The organism is Planktothrix prolifica NIVA-CYA 540 (assembly GCF_963864145.1).
GTDB lineage: Bacteria > Cyanobacteriota > Cyanobacteriia > Cyanobacteriales > Microcoleaceae > Planktothrix > Planktothrix agardhii.
Map to the genome: position 1 here is coordinate 641,370 of NZ_CAWLTW010000001.1, position 18,963 is coordinate 660,332.

Sequence of the window (18,963 nt, forward strand, 5' to 3'; positions counted from 1 at the left end):
GTAGTGGAAAACCATGGGTTTAAAGGCAGTTCTATTTGATTTTAATGGAATTATTATTAACGATGAGTCCATCCATGAACGACTCATAGCAGAACTTTTGTTGACAGAAAACCTCCGTTCTCAACCCGAAGAAATTCGCAAATTTTCTTTAGGAAGAAGCGATCGCGCCTGTTTAACTGACCTATTAACCTATCGAGGTCGCGCCGTTACTAATGCCTATTTAGATCAATTAATTCAACGTAAATCTATTAGCTATCGAAATTATTTAGAACAATTAGCACAACTGCCCCTCTATCCAGGTCTGGAGAAATTGCTTCAACAGTTGCAAGCGGCGGATCTGAAATTAGCAATTGTTACCGGGGCGTTACGGGCGGAAGTGGAACTGGTGTTAACTCGTAGTGGCCTGAAAGATTATTTTCCCATTATTGTGGCCGGGGATGAGATTACCCTGAGCAAACCCGAACCCCAAGGCTATTTATTTGGTCTACAACGATTAAATCAAGCCTACCCTCACCTAAATTTACAGCCATCGGAATCTCTAGCCGTAGAGGATACCTGCGTGGGGATCATGGCGGCGAGGCGAGCCGGAATGCAAGTTATCGGTGTCGCCCATACCTATCCCCTCCATATCCTGCAACGCTGGGCAAATTGGGCCGTTGATCGGTTCAGTGATCTGGAATTGGAGCGGATGCAAAAAAATTTTTTATAGGAACCTTTGCAATCTCAAGTTTAGTTGTGTTACAATAGTAAATTGGAGTCAGAGATCATTCCTCACACTTTGATCCTTTGACTCGCACGGGGGGAATTAGCTCAGTTGGTAGAGTGCTGCGATCGCACCGCAGAGGTCAGGGGTTCGAATCCCCTATTCTCCATTATTCTCGTTGGTATGCTAGGATCAACGCCAATCAAGTCCAGCTTGAAGTTTGATCATAATAGTGCCTGTCACATCTATTCTTTTTTCTATAGCAACCAATTTTCCTCCAGGTTTGACTCTGGGGTAATAGTCTTCATCTGAAAATTTATTTTTTCCCAAAAATAAGCCCATTTTCCTAGCCCTAGATAGAGGAAAAACCCAGAAAATTAAAGCTAACATTGATTACTCTGTAAAATACTGACATTTTTAAATCTAAATGACAGTAATCACTTTGGGTTGATCAATATTAGTTCATAAATGTCTGAGTTTGATTAAAACATTAACCGGGTGGATTATCCGTCAAATTAATTTTATGAAATACCCAGATTCTCAAAATGAAACAGCAGATCTAATTGAACCAAAGTCAAACAATCATAAGCTCCTGAATCGTTCTTTCCAAACTCAGGAACGGGTTAAACAACTCCTTGAAAATAGCCAAGTGGTGATTTTTAGTTGTCAACCACAACCCAAATATCCAATAACATTTATCAGTAATAATGTTAAAACCTTATTAGGATATGATGTTGCTATATTGTTAAGAGAAGTTGATAAAAATCAGGGTTTACGCCATTGGTTAAAATGGGAAGCCAACTTATTGCGACAAATATCAGAACAGGTGGGAATTGCAATTCAACAAGGTCACCTCTATCAAGAAATTCAAGATCAAGCTCATCGCGCCCAAATTTTAAATCAGGTGATTCAAGTAATTCGTCAATCCTTAGACTTGGATACAATTTTTTCAATGGCTATTACTGAAATTGTTAGTGTATTAGGCTTGGATAGGGCTTGTATTTTGCAATATCTTCCCCAGCAAAAACAATGGCAAGAGGTGGCTTGCTTTGGTGATCATCACTCTATTATTCCTCCAGTTTTTTCTCCGATGCAACAAACATATTGTTTAGAAAGTGATGATTTTAATGTTCTTACTTCCGAGGAAATTCAACATTTAACCGGAATTTTAGGAAATTGGTTGCCGATTCCTTTGCGGGTTGGCTCTGAAATTTGGGGCTGTTTGGGATTACTTAAATATCAAAATCTGAATGGTTGGAAAGAATCGGAAATCGAGTTAACCTGTGCAATTTCAGAACAATTAGCGATCGCAATTCAACAGTCTAAAATCTATCAAGAATTACAAATTGCTAACCAACAATTACTACGCCTAGCTACCATTGACGGTTTAACTCAAGTTGCCAATCGTCGCCGTTTTGATCAATATTTGGAACAACAATGGCAAGATTTACAGGCGGAAAAAAGTTCTTTAGCTTTGATTTTATGTGATATTGACTATTTCAAACAATACAATGATTACTATGGACATCTTACCGGAGATAGCTGTTTGAAAAAAGTCGCTCAAGCCCTTGAGAATATTCTACGAGATCCTGTGGATTTGGTTGCTCGATATGGTGGCGAAGAATTTGCAATTATTTTGCCGCATACTTCTTGGAATCAGGCGATTAAGCTGGCGCAACACATTCAAAATTCTATGCTACAACTGCAATTGCCCCATGCCAATTCCAGGGTCAGTCAATGGCTAACTTTGAGTTTAGGAATAGCTTGTACCATCCCTTCCGATGAAATCTCCCCCTCTGCTTTAATTGGGGCTGCGGATCAAGCCTTGTATCTAGCTAAACAGCAGGGACGCGCCTGCTATTGTACTCATGAAATGGATGCTATCTAAAATTTTCTACCCTAGGGGAGTATCGTTTTCGAGGCCGCTATGATAAAATACTTTTGTGATGAAATTTTGGGGACTGAGCGCTCTGTTGAACTGAAAGGGGGAGAGCGCTCTTTATTATTTTTAATTGCTATAGTTTTCTTCTAGGGCTTTTAACAATATTTCTCCTATTTGCTGACAACCGACTAATTTCATCCCCTCAGACATAATATCACCAGTCCGATATCCCCAATCTAAGACTTTTAAAACCGCATTTTCTAGTTTATCCGCCGCCACGGGTTGATCTAAACCATAGCGTAACATCATCGCCGCACTCAGGACTTGGGCAAGGGGATTAGCCTTATCCTGTCCCGCAATATCGGGGGCTGAACCATGAACGGGTTCAAATACCCCAGGGCCAGATTCCCCCAAACTGGCAGACGGTAACATCCCGATACTTCCGGTTAACATAGCCGCAGCATCGGAGAGAATATCACCAAATAAATTCCCCGTAACAATCGTATCAAACTGTTTCGGGGCGCGAACTAACTGCATAGCCGCGTTGTCAACATATAAATGAGATAATTCAACGTCGGGGTATTCAGAGGCAAGTAGGATAATTCGATCCCGCCATAACTGAGACACATCTAAGACATTTGCCTTATCCACAGAACAAAGTCTCCCCCGACGTTTCCGGGCGGTTTCAAATCCGACACGGCCAATCCGATCAATCTCAGATTCGGTATAGGCCATCGTATTAACACCCCGTTTTTCTCCGGTTTCCGTCTGAAAAATGCCCTTGGGTTGTCCAAAATAAATCCCCCCAGTAAGTTCGCGGACAACCATAATATCCACCCCTTCTACTATTTCTTTTTTCAAAGAAGAAGCATCAATTAAATGAGGTAAAATGGTAGCGGGACGCAAATTAGCAAATAATTTTAATCCCGCCCGTAACCCTAATAACCCGGTTTCTGGCCGTTGATGGCGGGGTAAATTGTCCCATTTGTATCCGCCAATCGCCGCTAACAGCACCGCATCACTCTTGAGACAATGTTCTAAGGTTTCTGGGGGAAGGGGTTCTCCGGTGGCGTCAATGGCAGCCCCTCCCATCAATGCTTGGTGAAAATCGAAAGTAATATTCAGTTGGTTGCCAACGACTTTTAACGCATCGACCGCCACCGCTATAATTTCAGGGCCGATTCCATCGCCAGGAAGGAGAGTAATGCGGTAGTTTTGACTCATAATCCTAAGAAAACAAAACAGATTAGTTTAGACGAGGGTGAACCGGGTTAGCGATCGCCCAACCTTCAAATATAGCATTCTTTTACGAAAAAATATCATGTTTAGTTTAAAATAGGAAGTGGGAAATTAAACATTTTTAGACAAGAGATTTTAGAACTCGACCAATAACGGAATTAAACCAGTTAAGGAGGACAAGAATATGGCTTATCAAAAAATTTTAGTATCAATTGATCGAACTCCCCAAGCAGAGTTTGTTTTTGATCAAGCTTTACAACTAGCCAAACTGTACGAAAGTCAGTTAAAACTGTTTCATTGTATTAGTGTATCACCGATGATTTTGGGTTCTCCGGGGGATTTATATGGTCAACGGTTAAACCAAGTCGCACAAATTCAACATGAATTAATTGAAAAAGAAATTAATCAAGTCTCTGGGTGGTTAGCCACCTTTGTTAGTTATGCTCAACAGCAGGGAGTTTCTATTGAAACGGAATATCAAGTGGGAGAAGCGGGATATTGGATACGAGAAATGACCAAAAAATGGGGTGCTGATTTAGTGATTGTGGGCAGACGTAACCGTTCAGAATTGGCAGAATTGTTTTTAGGAAGTGTGAGTAATTATGTGGTTCACCATGTCAAATGTTCCGTATTAGTTGTACAGCAACCTGAAGATTAAAAGGATTAATTTTAATTGATTGTAGAGACGGGCCACGGCGCGTCTCTTTTTCTATTTTTCATCAAGCAAAAAAACCTGATTTCTGAATCAGAAACCAGGTTAGGGATGAATAAAAAACTAAAACAAAACTCCGTTAAAACTATTTAATGGAAGCTTTAGCACCAGCTTCTTCAAGTTTTTTCTTGGTATTTTCAGCGTCATCTTTATTAGTAGCTTGTTTAACCGCTTTGGGTGCTGCTTCCACTAAATCTTTAGCTTCTTTCAGACCTAAACCAGTCAGTTCACGCACCACTTTCAGAATGGCAATTTTCTTATCAGCAGGGAATTCTTCCAAGATGACATCAAATTCAGTTTTTTCTTCAACTTCTTCCACAGGGGCTGCTGCACCAGGAGCAACCATCGCAACACCCACAGGAGCCGCCGCGCTCACACCAAAAGCTTCTTCAATTTGTTTGACTAATTCAGACGCTTCTAACAGCGTTAAAGATTTCAGTTGTTCCAGAATTTGATCAGTAGTTGCAGACATTTCTTAAACTCCTAGACAATGTAACGGTTTGTATTTGAGACTTGTTGCCAAAGCCAGATAAAAACTAAGCAGCTTCGTCGTTTGAGCTATCTTGATCTTTTTCGACATAGGCGTTAAGTGCCCGTGCCAAAGATCCCGGAACCTCGTTGATACCGACGGCCAGTTGAGTCGCCACACCATTGATAGCCCCAGCAATTTGAGCCATAAGTTGCTCTTTGGAGGGTAAATCTCCTAATGCTTTAACGTCACTTTCACTCAGCAGCCTGCCTTCCATGACGCCGCCGCGAACTTCCGTCTTTTTAGAAGCCTTTTGGAAGGCTTGGTAGGCTTTGATGGCACTACCGAAATCTTCCTTGATTAATAAAAAGGCGTTAGAACCCTTGAGCAACCCATTCAACGGCTCCCAGTTGCTTTGACCTTGAATGGCAATTCGCATTAAGGTATTTTTTGTTACCTTGCAAACACTACCTGAAGGACGCAACTGTTGCCGTAAATTAGTGATTTCTGCAACGGACAGACCGTTATAGTCAATCACAATAGCCAGTTGTGAATCTTTAAGGGTTTCCTTAAGTTCAGCAACAATTTCTTGTTTATTTTCTAGGGTTCTTCCCATTCTTGTTGAACCTCCGTGTAGCATTGCAGCCCATTTTCATCTCCTCAAGGCGATGTAATGATCCACAACGGTTGACTCCTTCCCCGATAAAACAGCAGCGATTTCGCCATAAAAAACCTCGGTTTTTTCACCGAGGTCAAAACTTAAAACTTAAACATAAATCATCAACACAGACAGATTAGTTAGGTCTGTAACCTGATTGTTTAGCTTTAAACTTATTGAACCTCGGCAGGAAATTAAGCGTTTCGCTCCTGCTGTCTGCGGTGAGTTAGTCGTTTATTGGTTTAAATACGCAGTCTTTAATCATTGCATATTTTATTGGATTTGTCAACCCCCAATTCCGACTAGATCACCAAGGAAATCAGAACATCCTCTAGGCGAATTACACCTACAGGATGGCTGAAATCCTTTGATTAAACAATGTCCGCAATTTTCAGTTCCCGCAGTGCCGTAATATCTACTTCAATAGACGGCCCCATGGTGGATGCGACAAACACACTGCGCCAGTAACGACCTTTAGCCCCAGAGGGACGGTTGCGGTCAATACAGTCTTGTAGGGTAGATAGGTTCACCAGCAAATCTGCTGCGGAGAATGCAGTTTTCCCAAACATAACGTGAACGATCCCGGTACGATCAGCCCGGAATTCTAACTTCCCAGCCTTAAATTCGGCGATCGCCTTTGCCACATCCGTTGTCACCGTTCCCCCTTTAGGAGAAGGCATTAAGCCCTTCGGCCCCAATAAACGCCCCAGTTTAGCCACTTGAGGCATCATATCCGGTGTGGCAATTAAGCAATCAAAATCCAGCATTCCCTTCTGGATATCATTAATTAAATCTTCAGATCCAACCAGATCAGCCCCGGCTGCTTGAGCTTCGGTGACTTTTTCCCCTTTTGCTAATACCGCCACCCGTATCACTTGACCCGTACCTTTGGGTAAGCTTACCGTTGTTCGGAGTTGTTGGTCGGTATATTTGGGGTCAATACCTAAACGAATATGGGCTTCGGCTGATTCAGGAAACTTAGCTGTAGCGGTTTCCTTCAACAGATTAATCGCCTCTAAAGGTTCGTAAGGTCGGTCTTCAACCTTTTTTCTTAGTTCTCGTAATCGACGGGATTCTTGTCTTGCCATTCTATTCTATATCTCCTGGGGTGATAACGAAGATGTACCTCTCCCCCAATAAAGGGTTAACGGAAATTCCCTAAACTACTAGGAATTAATTGACTTGTTGCCAATAGGCTGCTTATTGAGACCACCAACAGTTTGAATGCCTTGATACTCCCCAGGGCTGAAGCCACGGGGATTCTTGAATGAATCCGAAAACTCTCAAAGGCGCTATCAAATCACCTCTACACGCTCAAAACAACTACCCTTATAAAAGATATTGCAATTGCGCTTACTTTTAAATTGTGTTTGTTTTCATAGACCATCACAACGCCAGATAGGTACGCTTCACACTCTGCCATTACTTGTCAGTTATACAGGCTTACTACTCCTCAAGGAGTGTGGTGGCTCACTGTGCCGGGATTTCTCCGATACTAGAGTGTTTCAACACGCAGATGGTTGTTTTACTTACGATCTATTCTAACTCAACTTTTCAATCAGTTAGATCAGGAAATATTGAAGGCGGTTGAAACCGCAGCCACTTTCCTCCCCATGTCTAAAGCCAGGGGCTTCTCGCTCGTTTTTTGGTGATCAGTCACAAATAAGCTTAATCAACAACGGTCACACCCATATTGCGGGCGGTTCCAGCCACAATTTTCATGGCCGCTTCCACATCATTCGCATTTAAGTCGGGCATTTTGGTTTCTGCAATTTCTCGTAACTGAGCTTGCGTAATTTGGCCGACTTTCTTGCGGTTCGGTTCTCCCGATCCCCGTTCAACTCCAGCGGCTTTACGAATTAATACCGAAGCCGGAGGAGTCTTGAGAACAAAGGTAAAACTCCGGTCTTCAAAAACCGAAATTTCTACCGGAACTACAAGACCTACTTTATCTGCGGTTCTGGCGTTATACTCTTTGCAAAACGCCATAATATTCACCCCATGTTGACCCAAGGCTGGGCCAATTGGGGGTGCAGGGTTGGCTTTGCCCGCAGTAATTGCCAACTTAATAACTGCTACAACTTTCTTTGCCATTCCTTAGCCTTGTTTTTCAACCTGATTAAACTCTAATTCTACTGGAGTATCCCGTCCAAAAATCGAAAGTAGAGCTTTAAGCTTACTCCGCTCTGGACTAACTTCAATCACATCTCCTTCAAAGTCTTTAAAAGGCCCTGAAAGCACGGTGATATGATCCCCAATCGCCATTGCTGCCTTGACAATCGGTTCCTGTTGTTGCGCTTGTCTGAAGATTCGTTCCACCTCAGCATTGCTCAGTGGTAGAGGTTTAACGTGACCTCGACCCCGACCGGAATGCCGTTTTTGTTCCGCCCCAACGAAGTTGATAACGTGCGGTGTGTTCTTGACCACCTGCCAAGCTTCATCGTCAATTTCCCAGCGATTGAGTTCGTTATTCCATTTTAGTCTCATCTGGATGAGAACATAACCTGGAAACACTTTCTCCTCACCATGTTGACGACTGCCATCTTTCCGCAGTTTAATCATTGGGGTGTGGGGAATTTCCACCTTCAAAATTCGTTCCGCAACATCTAGGGTTTGTACCCGTTGTTCCAGGTTCGCTTTGACTCGTTTTTCACAGCCAGAAGCTACCTGAACAGCATACCAACGTCGCTCTCCGGGTGAAAACTCCTGGGAACGTTCGTCCGTATCTGCCATGAGGTCTGAATGTTGTGATTCGTCTGATGTAAAAGTCATCCGAAGATTTGCCCCGACGCCCAACGAAGGAAGTTGTCTGCTAAATAGATCAAGCTAGCCGAGAGAGTGATCATCAACAATACCCCTGCCGACTCACTCAGTAGTTGCTGTCGGCCAGGCCAGACCACTTTGTCTAATTCCTCTTTCGTTTCTTTGAGGAACGTAGAAGCGTTAAAGCCAGAAGTCGTTCCTTCAATTGCAACTTCTTCTTTCTTGTTGACCACCATGAACTCCCCTTGCGATCTTACGGTATCTGATCCTGATCTTAGCTGGAAGAGGGTCACACAGCCGCCCAAACTTTTAAAACTATCATACTGAACCCATCAACACAATGTCCCGATTTGTTGCTTTTCGGAACAATGCCCAGACGAAAGTAATCTTGCGTCTGGGCATTGGAGGTATCCAGCGCGCCCTGGAGGACTTGAACCCCCGACATCAGGTTTTGGAGACCTGCGTTCTACCAACTGAACTAAGAGCGCATAGCGGAGTGGCTGATCTTCCACCTTATTTAGCTTAACACAAATTACAGACTTTAGTTAAACTTTTTTTCCGATCATCACCAGGGGAATCATGGAATCTCTGGCATTGCCCAAATTACAGACTCCGATCAAACCGTTGTTTAACGCGAGTGGCTTTACCAATGCGATCGCGGAGATAGAATAGTTTCGCCCGTCGGACTTTACCTCGACGGATAACTTTAATATCCGCAATTCTCGGAGAATGGATTAAGAAAACTCTCTCAACTCCTACTCCTTGAAAAATCTTCCGCACAGTGATGGTGGCGTTAATTCCGCCATGACGTTTAGCAATCACAACCCCCTCATAGGGCTGAATTCGCTCTTTGCCACCCTCTTGAATTTTCACCGCAACCTTGATCGTATCACCGACATAAATATCGGGAAGATCGGGTTTATTGAGTTGCTGTCGGAGGCTTTCGATTTCTTCCGTTTCAATAGAACGGATAATTTCTCCCGCTTTCATGATAATTTTCCAAAACTCACAAGATCTGATTATAGATCGAAAAGGACTGTAAAATCCATAGCATTCACCTGGATTCACAAAGATGTTAGAACAATCCATTCCAATCATCGTTGAAATTGTGTTGCTGTGCGGGTTAGCCTTCTATGTTGCCTGTAATCTAGGGGCTAATGATGTGGCAAACTCGATGGGGACGTCGGTGGGTTCCAAGGCGTTGACCCTGAAACAAGCAATTATCGTCGCCGGGATTTTAGAGTTTAGCGGGGCGGTATTTTTTGGAGAGCGAGTCTCTAAAACCTTAGCCACGGGGGTTATTAACCCGGAAGTTTTTAGCTCCACCCCTCAAGTCTTTGTGATCGGGATGGTATCGGTATTGCTTTCGGCGGGATTATGGTTACAAATTGCCACCCGTCAGGGATTACCCGTATCTTCGTCCCATGCGGTGGTGGGAGCGATCGCTGGATTTAGTTGTATTGCTGCTGGGGTCAAGGCGGTAAACTGGCAAACTATCGGTTTAATTTCCCTGACTTGGTTAGTCACTCCGGTGATCAGTGGTTTAATTGCAGCGTTATTTTACAAACTGATCAAATATTGGATTTTAGACCAACCCGATCCCGAGCGCCAAATTCAAGAATGGATTCCCTGGTTAAGTAGTATCTTAATCGGAATTTTTGGGGTGATTGTCTTCCCAATTTTGAGTTCGCCCTTGCAAAAAATCTTAACCCAATGGGGGTGGACGTTACCCGTTCATGATATTCCTGTGGGGATTGGGGTGATCGCTGCAATCAGTTTAACTTGGGTTAGTTGGCGACAATTAGATCAACAGCAGCAGGATTCTAGTTCTAATTCCATACCGGAAAAATTCCCTGGGATCGAAAAACAAATGGCGGGATTTCAGGTAATTAGTGCCTGTTTTGTAGCTTTTGCCCACGGGTCAAATGATGTAGGAAATACTATCGCTCCCTTAGCCGCGATTTTAGCCGTAATTAAAACGGGTTCAGTTCCCCTAGACGATATTGAAATCCCGATTTGGATTTTACTGTTGGGGGGGAGTGGGATTGTTACCGGACTCGCCATTTGGGGTAAAAATGTGATTAAAACTGTCGGAGAAAATATTATTTCCCTCGTTCCGAGTCAGGGATTTTGTGCGGAATTGGCCACGGCTACCACCGTATTATTGGCATCCCGTTTAGGATTACCCGCTTCTACCTCCCATGCGTTGGTGGGGGGTGTGGTGGGAATTGGATTGGTACAGGGGGGAAAAGAGGTACGCTTGGATACCGTTCGTTCTATTGCCTTAGCCTGGGTGATTACTGTTCCTAGTGCCGCTATAATTAGTGGGATTCTATTTAAAATATTCAATAGACTATAAATAAAATGTGGCACATTGGAAACTAGCGTGTCTTTAGACGCTCAGTGAGCTATTGTTTAGTTTAGGTTTTTGGGGATAATTCTTCCCTGGCTTTGCCATTTTTCCCGTTGTGCCTTTATCGGTAGAGACTAGGATTTCTAGTCTGTAAATTGTGAAACCCGGTATGCAGCGTTGGTATGAGTGGCGTCATAGCTGAATCAGCAGATCAATAAGAGGTTAATCACGAATGGGGACACAGGACAATCAACCGCCACCTTTAGGATCGGGAGAAAGCACATCCGCAGAAATAATCCTAAGTTCGGTGATACAGGAATTAGAAACATTCCATCACCAGATTAAGGAAAGATATCTGTCGGATATCCAACGACTGGAAACGGATAAAGTTCGCTTAGTTGAGGATATTGAAAATCTACAAACGGAATATCGGCGATTGCAATCCCAGCAGTTACAAACACTGTCCGATCGCGTTCCTCCCAATCGAGCTTGGCTTAAACAACTGACTCAAATTGTGGCGCGTGATGTGGAGCAATCTTTGATCGCACGCATTAATCAAATTAAAGCAGCCAGTGATCCGCCTTTATTAGCGGCTGATTCGAGTGGACGGCTTCCAGGTGAGGATCTCGATGCAGAAAACTTCAATAATCGAGAGTTGGAAGCGGTTTTGGAAACCAGTCTGAACCAAACTTTTCAAAGTTTACAGGAGGAGTTAGGTCACTATCAAAGTAACCTGTCTCAACGGTTGAACAATATGCAAACCTTGGAACAGCAGGTTGAAGCCTTGCTGGAAACCCTGGTTCATCGTTTGCAAGAACAGGTGGAACAACCCACCATAAGGGGGGATAATTCCAGACGGGAACTTCCGGGCGACGGTCATCAGGCCCTTCCCCCTGGAAATACGGGACTCACAAATCGCGCGGAATCCGTTGCTAGTCCTAAACCTAAGTCTTCTCCAGTGCAAGTGGGTTTATTTTTGGCGTTACTTTCGGCGGTATCTCTATCGTTGTTTAACGTTTGTTTAAAGATTATTCTCAAAGGGCCACAACCCCGAGAAATCTTTGGCATATTTTCCTTAGAAGGAATTATTTCTCCGGGGATCGGGAATTCTTTATTAATCTTGTTACTCCGCATGATTGTGGTCATGGCACTAATGCCGATTGTGGCAACGTTCCTTTATCCTCCGGTGTGGGGCGATCTGCGACGTTTTCTTCAGTCCGGTGATCGTCGCTTAATGTTGACGGTAATTGGTAGTGGATTTTTCTTGTTTTTATCTCAAGTCGCTATCTATGTAGCCATTGGTCAGATTCCTACCGGAATTGCGATTACGATTTTCTTTATCTATCCGATTGTGACGGTAATTGCCTCTTGGGGTTTATTTGGAGATCGACCGACCCTAATTCGGGTGATTGCCATGATTATTATTCTGGCTGGAGGGATTCTCTGTTTACCAGCCCGAAATCCTAATATTGCCATGGGCAATGTACAGGTGGGAGTGATTGCTGCGATCTGTGCGGGTGTGGCTTTTGCCGGGTATGTTTTGCTAACTCAGGTGGCTGCGGGAAAACTCCATCCTATTCCCTTTAGTTTGGTGAACTTTGCATCAATTTTTGTCTTTTCTTCTGTGAGTTTAATGATACTACCCGATAGTTTGGGGGTTAATATTGAACCGGGAGTTTGGAATGGATTAATGATTGGGGGTGTGGTTTTAGGTGTTCTCACTCTATCGAGTTATTTATTAAATAATTTCGCTATTCGCTCGGCGGGAGCTTCCTTAGCCTCCATTATTGGGACAACCGGGCCAGCATTAACCGCGTTGTTTGCCTTCTGGATTATTGGTGAGGCGATTAAGCAACAACAAATCTATGGGATGGCCTTAGTAATTTTGGGTGTGGGGGCGATGAGTATTGAACGTATGATTGGCTCAAAGCGGAAATCTACTTAACAGTATTCAGTTAACAGTAATCAGTTATCAGTCGGTGGACGAGCCTTAGTCTACTTGGAAAATATTCCGGTTCCTCTGAGGACGTCCAGAAAAGCAAAAACCGCAGGGACATGGAAGCCATTTGACCAGAGGGCGGCTCCGATGACTCTTTCTAGGGGAACAGGTAAGGCTCTGACTTGGACTTGGGTAGGAATGGGTAAAGCAGCTAAACGGGGTAAAATGGCGGCCCCTAATCCCTGAGCTACCATACTGACAATCGTTGAATCTTCTTTAATTTGATAGGCGACTTTTAACGATTGTCCCCATTTTGACCAATGTTCCCGCACCGCAGAAGTACATTCGGCATAATTGAATAAAATAAAAGAGTAGGTCGAGAGTTCTTCCCAGCTTAGGATTTCGGGAATTTGACCCGCTCCCCCCAAACCTGCTGTAGACGGGGAGCTAGGGAGGTTGGGAAGTAAAACTACATATTCATCTCTAGCAATTTCCCAAGTTTCAAATTCTTCCGAACGGGGTAAGGGAAGTAACCCAATATCTACTTGGCCTGTGCGTAAACTTTGTTCAATCCCTAGGGGATCGGTTTCGGTAATGGTGATTTCTATGTCAGGAAAACGACTGCGAAACTGGGCCACTTTTGAGGGAAGGATATGGGTTGCTGCACTACGAAAGGAGGCAACTCGAATTTTCCCTCGATGTAAACCTTTTTCTAAATTGACTTCATGATCGATTTTTTCACGCAGTTCTAGGATTTTACTGGCGTGTAAGATCACCCGTTCTCCGATCAGGGTAGGACGAGCGCCAAAGCGTCCTCGCAGTAGTAAGGGAATGCCGAGTTCATCTTCTAAAGCTGCGATCGCCCGACTGACGGAGGATTGAGAGGTACTTAAACTCAATGCTGCTTCTGAAAAGCTTCCTTGTTCTGCTACCGCTAGTAAAATTTCAAGTTGATCAATATTCATCTTGCTTTTAACTGTTAGCGACTCGCTATGAGCTTCTATACTCACCGAGAAAATTTTAACTTGAGTTGCTGTAAATTATATTATAGTGACTATCAGTAATTTTTTCACTCAAAATCTCTAGTGTAAACTTTGAATCATTAAATGAGATTGACTATCTGTTTATATTGAGTTAATAATTAAAAATATGTCTAAATTCACTTTTTTAAATCCCCCAAAAAAATGGATGTATTTATCTTTTTTTGGTGTGCTTTTAATCCTATTTATCTTGGGTTTATTCCGGTTCGACAATAAAATTCGCCGTGGTCATCAAGCCCAAGGTAGATCGATTTTAAAAACTTTGATTAAAAATCAAGATCAACAATTTAAAACCCATGGTAAATTTACACCTAACCTAGAAAACTTATATCGGGGGACTTCAAAAGGAATCGGAACTTATAAATTTAAAATGACGGTAGAATCGGATCAGGTATTTTTTGAAGCCATTCCGATTATTTGGCGTCGGGTTAGTTACTCTGGAGCTTTATTTAAGATTAAAACAAATAACTCTGTCGTACTGGTGGGAGGAATTTGTAAAAGTCCTAACTCCTCGATGACTGCTCCAACTCCGATTCTACCTCCTGTTCCCAACTTTTATCAAGTCCGTTGTCCTCTTGATGCTGAATTGATGGAATCCATGAAGTTTTCTCGGTAAAATATAAAATCAATATCAATGTCTAAATCTAAATCATTTTCTCCTAAAAATTCAACCGTTTCGTATTATTCTATACTTATCCTCTTCTATTTCCCAAAAATTGCTAACTAACTAAAATTTGAGTAAAATGAATCAATCTAAAAAAAGTTTAGGTAAAGTATATTTAGTTGGTGCTGGGCCGGGAGATCCCGGTCTGTTAACCGTTAAAGGAAAAACTTTATTAGAATTAGCAGATGTGGTAATTTATGATGCCTTAGTTAGTGATCAAATCTTGAATTTAATTAATATTAAAGCTGAAAAAATTAATGCCGGAAAACGGCGAGGGAAACATTCATTATTGCAAGAAGAAACAACTCAACTGTTAATTGAGAAGGCTCAAACTCACGATGTTGTTGTGCGACTTAAAGGAGGAGATCCGTTTATTTTTGGTCGCGGTGGGGAGGAAATGCAAGACTTAATTCAAGCCGGAGTTTCTGTGGAAGTTGTCCCCGGAATTACTTCGGGAATTGCGGCGCCTGCTTATGCGGGAATTCCTTTAACCCATCGAGATCATAGTTCGTCAGTTACCTTTGTAACGGGTCATGAAACCGCCGGAAAATATCGCCCGCAGGTGAATTGGGAAGCGATCGCCAAGGGTTCAGAAACTATTGTAATTTATATGGGGGTTCACAATTTACCCTATATTATTCAACAGTTAACTAATGCTGGACAGCCCCTAGAGACTCCGATCGCCTTAATTCGTTGGGGAACTCGACCGGAGCAGGAGGAGTTAATTGCCACCTTAAAAACGATTGTTCAAAAAGTAGCAGAAACGGGTTTTGAAGCTCCGGCGATCGCTGTAATTGGTTCAGTTGTTAATTTAAAAATGTGTTAACTTTTGACTGATGTTCATAATAATTAATCTCTAATAATCTGAATTAAACTTTCAGCTAGGATATTTTTGATCAACATTTTCGGTGAAGTTTTGCTATACTATAAAAAAATAGTTTTAATTTTATCTAAAATTAAAATGGGGAAAGATGAGAATTTTATTAGTTGAAGATGATGAACGGATTACGAAAGCCTTAGCAGAAGCGTTAATGGATCATCATTATGTGGTGGATGTCGTTCATGATGGTCAGATGGGGTGGGAGTTTGCAGAATCGGCTGCTTATGATGTAATTATATTAGATGTGATGTTACCCGGACTGAGTGGGATTCAGTTTTGCCAACGATTAAGACAACAGGGGAAAACTACACCCGTATTGATGTTAACGGCAAAAGATACCAGTGCTGATAAAGTTTTAGGCTTAGATGTGGGAGCGGATGATTATGTGATTAAACCCTTTGATTTACAGGAGTTATTAGCAAGAGTTCGGGCTTTATTAAGACGGGGAAATTCGGCCTTACCTCCGGTGTTAGAATGGGGAAGTCTTCGTTTAGATCCGAATAGTTGTGAAGTCACTTATGCAGAAAAACTTTTATCTTTAACACCTAAAGAGTATGGTTTATTAGAGTTATTTTTACGCAGCCACGGACGAGTGCTTTCTAGGGAAATAATTTTAGAGCATCTCTGGTCTTTTGAGGATATTCCGGGTGATGATACGGTGAAAACCCATATCAAAAGATTAAGACAAAAACTTAAAATAGTTGGTGTACCCTCTACATTAATTGAAACAGTTTATGGTTTGGGATATCGGCTCAAAACGCAAGGAAATTAACCCTCAATTTAGATATTTAAGTTGGCGGTTATTGCTTTCCTATTTAGGAGTGATGATGGCAATTTCAGGAATATCAATGATTACCGTTTATGAGTTTTTTTCCCTGAGTTTATATCAACAATTAGATCGTCAATTGTTAATATTAGCAGATGCAGCTACCCATAGTTTATCAGAGGTTAAAGAACATAAAGAAGCATTTGAAACCGATGATTTTAGAGGATTAGATGATGATGGTGATCTAGATATTCCTTGGCAAAATATTCAGCAAGCCAGTCAAGGAATTGAATGGTTTGATCAAAACCGCCAACTGATTGCTAAAACTGGAAAAGTGTTTCCTCCTATTGATTTATCCCATTATCATTGGACTTATATAGTTGACGGCAAAAAAATTCGTACTCTAACTTTACAGATTAATAAAGAATCAGAATTACAAAAACAGATTATCGGTTATGTACGGGTCAGTGAGTCTACAAAACCCGTGGAAAGGGTGTTGATAAAATTAAGATTAGGAATGATGTTAGGGGGAATATTAGTATCAGGATTAACTGCTTTTGGAGGAATGTGGTTAACAAAACAATCTTTAAAACCGATTGAACAAAGTTTTGAAAAACTCAAACAATTTACCGCCGATGCTTCTCATGAATTGAGAAATCCTTTAGCGGGAATTAGGACTTGTGTGGAAGTTATGCAGAGTCATCCAGAACGAATTCATCCTGCTGATATTGATAAATTAAAAGCGATCGCCAGTGGCGTCAATCAAATGACCAGCTTAGTAGAAGATTTATTACTTTTGGCTCGCACAGATCAAGATTCTATTCCGATAACAACGAATTTAGTAATTATTCCCATGAATGAACTATTAGAAGATTTGGTGGAATTTCTCCTGTATCAAGCTGAAGAAAAGGGGGTGCAATTAATCTTAGATATGAATAATGAAATTAAAATAAAAGGGGAGGGAAATCAACTTTGGCGATTATTTTTAAACTTAATAGAAAATGCAATTTATTATACTGATACCGGGGGGAAAGTAACAGTATATTTAGAGCAGCAAGAGAAATGGGTTTGGGTACGAATAGAAGACACCGGAATCGGAATTTCTTCTGAACAATTACCTTTTGTTTTTGATCGGTTGTGGCGTGCTGATCAAGCTCGAAATCGCAGAAAAGGAGGGTCTGGGTTAGGGTTAGCGATCGCTCAAACTTTAGCCCAAAATCATCAAGCAGAAATCACAGCCACCAGTCAGTTAGGAAAGGGTAGCTGTTTTTCTGTGCGTTTTCCCACTCTAGCCCACAGCTAATACCCAATTAAAACCATACAATTTAATGGGTAGTATCTAAATTTGTCACCAGTTTGTCACTTTTTAGGTTTATTCTAAAACCCAGGGCTAGGATAATCGTCTTTCTGCTGTTATATTAAGAGGCATTCCCTTTCTCCTGTCCCTAACTGTAGAGACGTAGAAACTTTACATCTCTACAAGTATATAATTATTTAGGTTAATAATAATGGCAAATCTACAGTTTTTTAAATCCCATCAACTTTGGAAACTGCATCGTAAAATTGCACCGATTATATTTATTCCTTTATTTTTAACTGCTTTCACAGGAATGGCTTATCGCCTGGGAAGGAGTTGGATGGGATTATCAGAAGAAAAAGCGGATATTTTGCTGATCATTCATCAAGGAGAATTTTTAGGAGAACCCTTAGTTCCTATTTATGTATTATCGGTAGGTTTAGGGCTAATAGCCATGCTGGTCACGGGATTGACAATGGTTCGGTTAACGCAAAAAAAACGTAAAAATCCTGCTAAAGATTCTCCATTGAATGCTAGAAAAGTTCATCAAATTTTAGCACCCATTTTATTATTACCTTTGTTTTTAAGTGCTTCAACAGGGATTCTATATGCAATCGGTACAAATTGGTTGGGTGTGTCAGATGAATCGGCTGAATTTTTACTCACAATTCATCAAGGTGCTTATTTTGGCTCGGTGGGAAAACCAATTTACGTTGCTTTAATTGGTGTAGGATTAATTGCCATGATTGTCACCGGAATTAATATGACGGGAATTTTTCGTAAAAAACGGGCTAAAGTTTCTTCAGAAAAATCTTAAGTTTAAACGAAATCTAAATGTAGAGATGTTCCATGGAACGTCTCTACTGGATTTAAGATTAGGTTAATTATTTTTTTGACAATAATATATTTATAGCAAGTCTAAAATTAACGATTGAATTGCGATCGCACCCACTGCCGAAATCCTCGCCTTGCTGCACTATCTCCTCTAATTTCACTTTCCTGTAAAAACTGTAAAATTCTGTCTATAACTGGCAAATTTCCAAAGATAGGGCTAGTTTCTATTGACAAGTATTCTCCTTGTCGTAGAACAAAAATTTGTAGTTTTCCTTCTGTATAAATCCACAATTCGGGTACAGCTAAAGTTAAATAAGCATCGAGTTTAGTTTTTGAGGTAACATCGACTTCAATAGCTAAATCAGGAGGAGGATCAACAGATAAATTAATTCGTTGCTTTCCGATCATTAAAGCAGCATTTTGAATATAAAAACAGTTATCTGGTTCGATACCTGCTGCCATTTCTGGTCGCTTAAAAGTTGTCGATCCAAAAGTTTGTGAATCTAACTCTAATTCATCCAATAGAATTTTTACAAAATCGCTAATTAATTCTTTTTTTGTTTCATGTTCTGGTAATGGCATCCGAATTTCTAACACTCCTTGATAGTAAGCGACCCGTGAAGCGCGATGTTCTCCCATTTCCTCTAAAATGGCTTCAAATTCCTTCCAACTCACCTGACGCAAAATTAGGTGTTGTCCGGGTTGAATATCAATTTGTTGTAATTCAAATGTAACAACCATTTCATTCTCCCTAACTAGATATT

At 41.5% G+C, this 18,963-nt stretch carries 21 protein-coding genes, 2 tRNA genes and 1 other annotated feature; of the genes, 11 read left to right on the forward strand and 12 right to left on the reverse strand.

The annotated features are described in order from the left end of the window. Positions 1-13 precede the first annotated feature (13 nt). On the forward strand, positions 14-709 hold the full coding sequence (locus AC559H_RS02915) for an HAD family hydrolase (protein WP_026793507.1): 696 nt from the start codon (positions 14-16) through the stop codon (positions 707-709). A 90-nt stretch (positions 710-799) separates the two neighbouring features. Further along, positions 800-872 (forward strand) — tRNA-Ala (locus AC559H_RS02920). A 23-nt stretch (positions 873-895) separates the two neighbouring features. On the opposite strand, the gene AC559H_RS02925 is transcribed toward AC559H_RS02920, so the two are convergent. After that, positions 896-1,093, reverse strand: coding sequence for a hypothetical protein (locus AC559H_RS02925; protein ID WP_026793506.1), 198 nt, complete (start codon positions 1,091-1,093; stop codon positions 896-898). 133 nt (positions 1,094-1,226) lie between these two features. Here AC559H_RS02925 and AC559H_RS02930 point away from each other — a divergent pair, with 133 nt between their 5' ends. After that, positions 1,227-2,591 (forward strand): diguanylate cyclase domain-containing protein, encoded by a 1,365-nt coding sequence (locus AC559H_RS02930; protein ID WP_148292188.1) that lies wholly within the window; start codon positions 1,227-1,229, stop codon positions 2,589-2,591. A 120-nt stretch (positions 2,592-2,711) separates the two neighbouring features. On the opposite strand, the gene leuB is transcribed toward AC559H_RS02930, so the two are convergent. After that, complete coding sequence (gene leuB, locus AC559H_RS02935) at positions 2,712-3,809, reverse strand: 3-isopropylmalate dehydrogenase (RefSeq protein ID WP_026793505.1); 1,098 nt, start codon at positions 3,807-3,809, stop codon at positions 2,712-2,714. A 199-nt stretch (positions 3,810-4,008) separates the two neighbouring features. Here leuB and AC559H_RS02940 point away from each other — a divergent pair, with 199 nt between their 5' ends. Continuing rightward, positions 4,009-4,482 (forward strand): universal stress protein, encoded by a 474-nt coding sequence (locus tag AC559H_RS02940; RefSeq protein ID WP_026787407.1) that lies wholly within the window; start codon positions 4,009-4,011, stop codon positions 4,480-4,482. 139 nt (positions 4,483-4,621) lie between these two features. On the opposite strand, the gene rplL is transcribed toward AC559H_RS02940, so the two are convergent. From rplL to rplS, 8 genes are all read right to left on the reverse strand, one after another. After that, complete coding sequence (rplL, locus tag AC559H_RS02945; RefSeq protein ID WP_026793504.1) at positions 4,622-5,008, reverse strand: 50S ribosomal protein L7/L12; 387 nt, start codon at positions 5,006-5,008, stop codon at positions 4,622-4,624. A gap of 64 nt (positions 5,009-5,072) precedes the next feature. Then, entirely contained in the window at positions 5,073-5,621 is a 549-nt protein-coding gene (gene rplJ / locus AC559H_RS02950; RefSeq protein ID WP_026793503.1) for a 50S ribosomal protein L10, read from the reverse strand. A 100-nt stretch (positions 5,622-5,721) separates the two neighbouring features. Continuing rightward, positions 5,722-5,903, reverse strand: a sequence feature (ribosomal protein L10 leader region). A 131-nt stretch (positions 5,904-6,034) separates the two neighbouring features. Continuing rightward, on the reverse strand, positions 6,035-6,751 hold the full coding sequence (rplA, locus tag AC559H_RS02955; protein WP_026793502.1) for a 50S ribosomal protein L1: 717 nt from the start codon (positions 6,749-6,751) through the stop codon (positions 6,035-6,037). A gap of 580 nt (positions 6,752-7,331) precedes the next feature. Next, positions 7,332-7,757: a 50S ribosomal protein L11 gene (gene rplK / locus AC559H_RS02960; protein WP_026787411.1), complete on the reverse strand. Its 426-nt coding sequence runs from the start codon at positions 7,755-7,757 to the stop codon at positions 7,332-7,334. A 3-nt stretch (positions 7,758-7,760) separates the two neighbouring features. Then, a complete protein-coding gene (gene nusG, locus AC559H_RS02965) occupies positions 7,761-8,435 on the reverse strand; it encodes a transcription termination/antitermination protein NusG (RefSeq protein WP_026787412.1) in 675 nt (224 codons plus the stop codon). Beyond that, entirely contained in the window at positions 8,432-8,662 is a 231-nt protein-coding gene (gene secE, locus AC559H_RS02970) for a preprotein translocase subunit SecE (RefSeq protein ID WP_026787413.1), read from the reverse strand. Before secE ends, nusG begins: the two co-directional genes overlap by 4 nt. A gap of 179 nt (positions 8,663-8,841) precedes the next feature. Further along, positions 8,842-8,914, reverse strand: a tRNA-Trp gene (locus tag AC559H_RS02975). 115 nt (positions 8,915-9,029) lie between these two features. Next, a complete protein-coding gene (gene rplS / locus AC559H_RS02980; RefSeq protein WP_026787414.1) occupies positions 9,030-9,416 on the reverse strand; it encodes a 50S ribosomal protein L19 in 387 nt (128 codons plus the stop codon). An 82-nt stretch (positions 9,417-9,498) separates the two neighbouring features. Between rplS and AC559H_RS02985 the strand changes: the two genes are divergently transcribed. Then, positions 9,499-10,785 (forward strand): inorganic phosphate transporter, encoded by a 1,287-nt coding sequence (locus AC559H_RS02985; RefSeq protein WP_173400999.1) that lies wholly within the window; start codon positions 9,499-9,501, stop codon positions 10,783-10,785. Between the two features lie 226 nt (positions 10,786-11,011). Then, entirely contained in the window at positions 11,012-12,724 is a 1,713-nt protein-coding gene (locus AC559H_RS02990) for a DMT family transporter (RefSeq protein ID WP_026793500.1), read from the forward strand. 50 nt (positions 12,725-12,774) lie between these two features. Here the strand turns inward: AC559H_RS02990 and AC559H_RS02995 are convergent, their stop codons facing one another. Continuing rightward, positions 12,775-13,683 carry a LysR family transcriptional regulator gene (locus AC559H_RS02995; RefSeq protein WP_026787417.1) on the reverse strand — a complete coding sequence of 303 codons (909 nt, stop codon included), beginning with the start codon at positions 13,681-13,683 and terminating at the stop codon, positions 12,775-12,777. 184 nt (positions 13,684-13,867) lie between these two features. On the opposite strand from AC559H_RS02995, the gene AC559H_RS03000 reads away from it, so the two are divergent. From AC559H_RS03000 to AC559H_RS03020, 5 genes are all read left to right on the forward strand, one after another. Continuing rightward, a complete protein-coding gene (locus AC559H_RS03000) occupies positions 13,868-14,374 on the forward strand; it encodes a type IV pilin-like G/H family protein (RefSeq protein WP_026793499.1) in 507 nt (168 codons plus the stop codon). 127 nt (positions 14,375-14,501) lie between these two features. Then, positions 14,502-15,248 (forward strand): uroporphyrinogen-III C-methyltransferase, encoded by a 747-nt coding sequence (cobA, locus tag AC559H_RS03005; protein ID WP_193372514.1) that lies wholly within the window; start codon positions 14,502-14,504, stop codon positions 15,246-15,248. 145 nt (positions 15,249-15,393) lie between these two features. After that, the gene (locus tag AC559H_RS03010) at positions 15,394-16,074 is read left to right on the forward strand and encodes a response regulator transcription factor (protein ID WP_026793497.1); all 681 of its coding nucleotides are present in this window, start codon (positions 15,394-15,396) and stop codon (positions 16,072-16,074) included. Beyond that, entirely contained in the window at positions 16,037-17,371 is a 1,335-nt protein-coding gene (locus AC559H_RS03015) for a sensor histidine kinase (protein ID WP_036833405.1), read from the forward strand. The genes AC559H_RS03010 and AC559H_RS03015 overlap by 38 nt, the downstream gene beginning before the upstream one ends. 205 nt (positions 17,372-17,576) lie before the next feature. Beyond that, a complete protein-coding gene (locus AC559H_RS03020) occupies positions 17,577-18,182 on the forward strand; it encodes a PepSY-associated TM helix domain-containing protein (RefSeq protein WP_036833402.1) in 606 nt (201 codons plus the stop codon). A 107-nt stretch (positions 18,183-18,289) separates the two neighbouring features. On the opposite strand, the gene AC559H_RS03025 is transcribed toward AC559H_RS03020, so the two are convergent. Further along, positions 18,290-18,940: a Uma2 family endonuclease gene (locus tag AC559H_RS03025; RefSeq protein WP_026798434.1), complete on the reverse strand. Its 651-nt coding sequence runs from the start codon at positions 18,938-18,940 to the stop codon at positions 18,290-18,292. Positions 18,941-18,963 lie beyond the last annotated feature (23 nt).

Excerpts from the sequence above, each read along its gene's own strand:
- AC559H_RS03020 (WP_036833402.1), top strand. The coding sequence starts at position 17,577 with ATGGCAAATCTACAGTTTTTTAAATCCCATCAACTTTGGAAACTGCAT.
- cobA (WP_193372514.1), top strand. The coding sequence starts at position 14,502 with ATGAATCAATCTAAAAAAAGTTTAGGTAAAGTATATTTAGTTGGTGCT.
- leuB (WP_026793505.1), bottom strand. The coding sequence starts at position 3,809 with ATGAGTCAAAACTACCGCATTACTCTCCTTCCTGGCGATGGAATCGGC.
- AC559H_RS02995 (WP_026787417.1), bottom strand. The coding sequence starts at position 13,683 with ATGAATATTGATCAACTTGAAATTTTACTAGCGGTAGCAGAACAAGGA.
- rplS (WP_026787414.1), bottom strand. The coding sequence starts at position 9,416 with ATGAAAGCGGGAGAAATTATCCGTTCTATTGAAACGGAAGAAATCGAA.
- rplL (WP_026793504.1), bottom strand. The coding sequence starts at position 5,008 with ATGTCTGCAACTACTGATCAAATTCTGGAACAACTGAAATCTTTAACG.
- AC559H_RS02925 (WP_026793506.1), bottom strand. The coding sequence starts at position 1,093 with ATGTTAGCTTTAATTTTCTGGGTTTTTCCTCTATCTAGGGCTAGGAAA.
- nusG (WP_026787412.1), bottom strand. The coding sequence starts at position 8,435 with ATGACTTTTACATCAGACGAATCACAACATTCAGACCTCATGGCAGAT.
- rplK (WP_026787411.1), bottom strand. The coding sequence starts at position 7,757 with ATGGCAAAGAAAGTTGTAGCAGTTATTAAGTTGGCAATTACTGCGGGC.
- AC559H_RS03010 (WP_026793497.1), top strand. The coding sequence starts at position 15,394 with ATGAGAATTTTATTAGTTGAAGATGATGAACGGATTACGAAAGCCTTA.
- AC559H_RS03025 (WP_026798434.1), bottom strand. The coding sequence starts at position 18,940 with ATGGTTGTTACATTTGAATTACAACAAATTGATATTCAACCCGGACAA.
- AC559H_RS02985 (WP_173400999.1), top strand. The coding sequence starts at position 9,499 with ATGTTAGAACAATCCATTCCAATCATCGTTGAAATTGTGTTGCTGTGC.
- AC559H_RS02940 (WP_026787407.1), top strand. The coding sequence starts at position 4,009 with ATGGCTTATCAAAAAATTTTAGTATCAATTGATCGAACTCCCCAAGCA.
- AC559H_RS03000 (WP_026793499.1), top strand. The coding sequence starts at position 13,868 with ATGTCTAAATTCACTTTTTTAAATCCCCCAAAAAAATGGATGTATTTA.
- AC559H_RS02990 (WP_026793500.1), top strand. The coding sequence starts at position 11,012 with ATGGGGACACAGGACAATCAACCGCCACCTTTAGGATCGGGAGAAAGC.
- rplJ (WP_026793503.1), bottom strand. The coding sequence starts at position 5,621 with ATGGGAAGAACCCTAGAAAATAAACAAGAAATTGTTGCTGAACTTAAG.
- rplA (WP_026793502.1), bottom strand. The coding sequence starts at position 6,751 with ATGGCAAGACAAGAATCCCGTCGATTACGAGAACTAAGAAAAAAGGTT.
- AC559H_RS02915 (WP_026793507.1), top strand. The coding sequence starts at position 14 with ATGGGTTTAAAGGCAGTTCTATTTGATTTTAATGGAATTATTATTAAC.
- AC559H_RS02930 (WP_148292188.1), top strand. The coding sequence starts at position 1,227 with ATGAAATACCCAGATTCTCAAAATGAAACAGCAGATCTAATTGAACCA.
- AC559H_RS03015 (WP_036833405.1), top strand. The coding sequence starts at position 16,037 with ATGGTTTGGGATATCGGCTCAAAACGCAAGGAAATTAACCCTCAATTT.
- secE (WP_026787413.1), bottom strand. The coding sequence starts at position 8,662 with ATGGTGGTCAACAAGAAAGAAGAAGTTGCAATTGAAGGAACGACTTCT.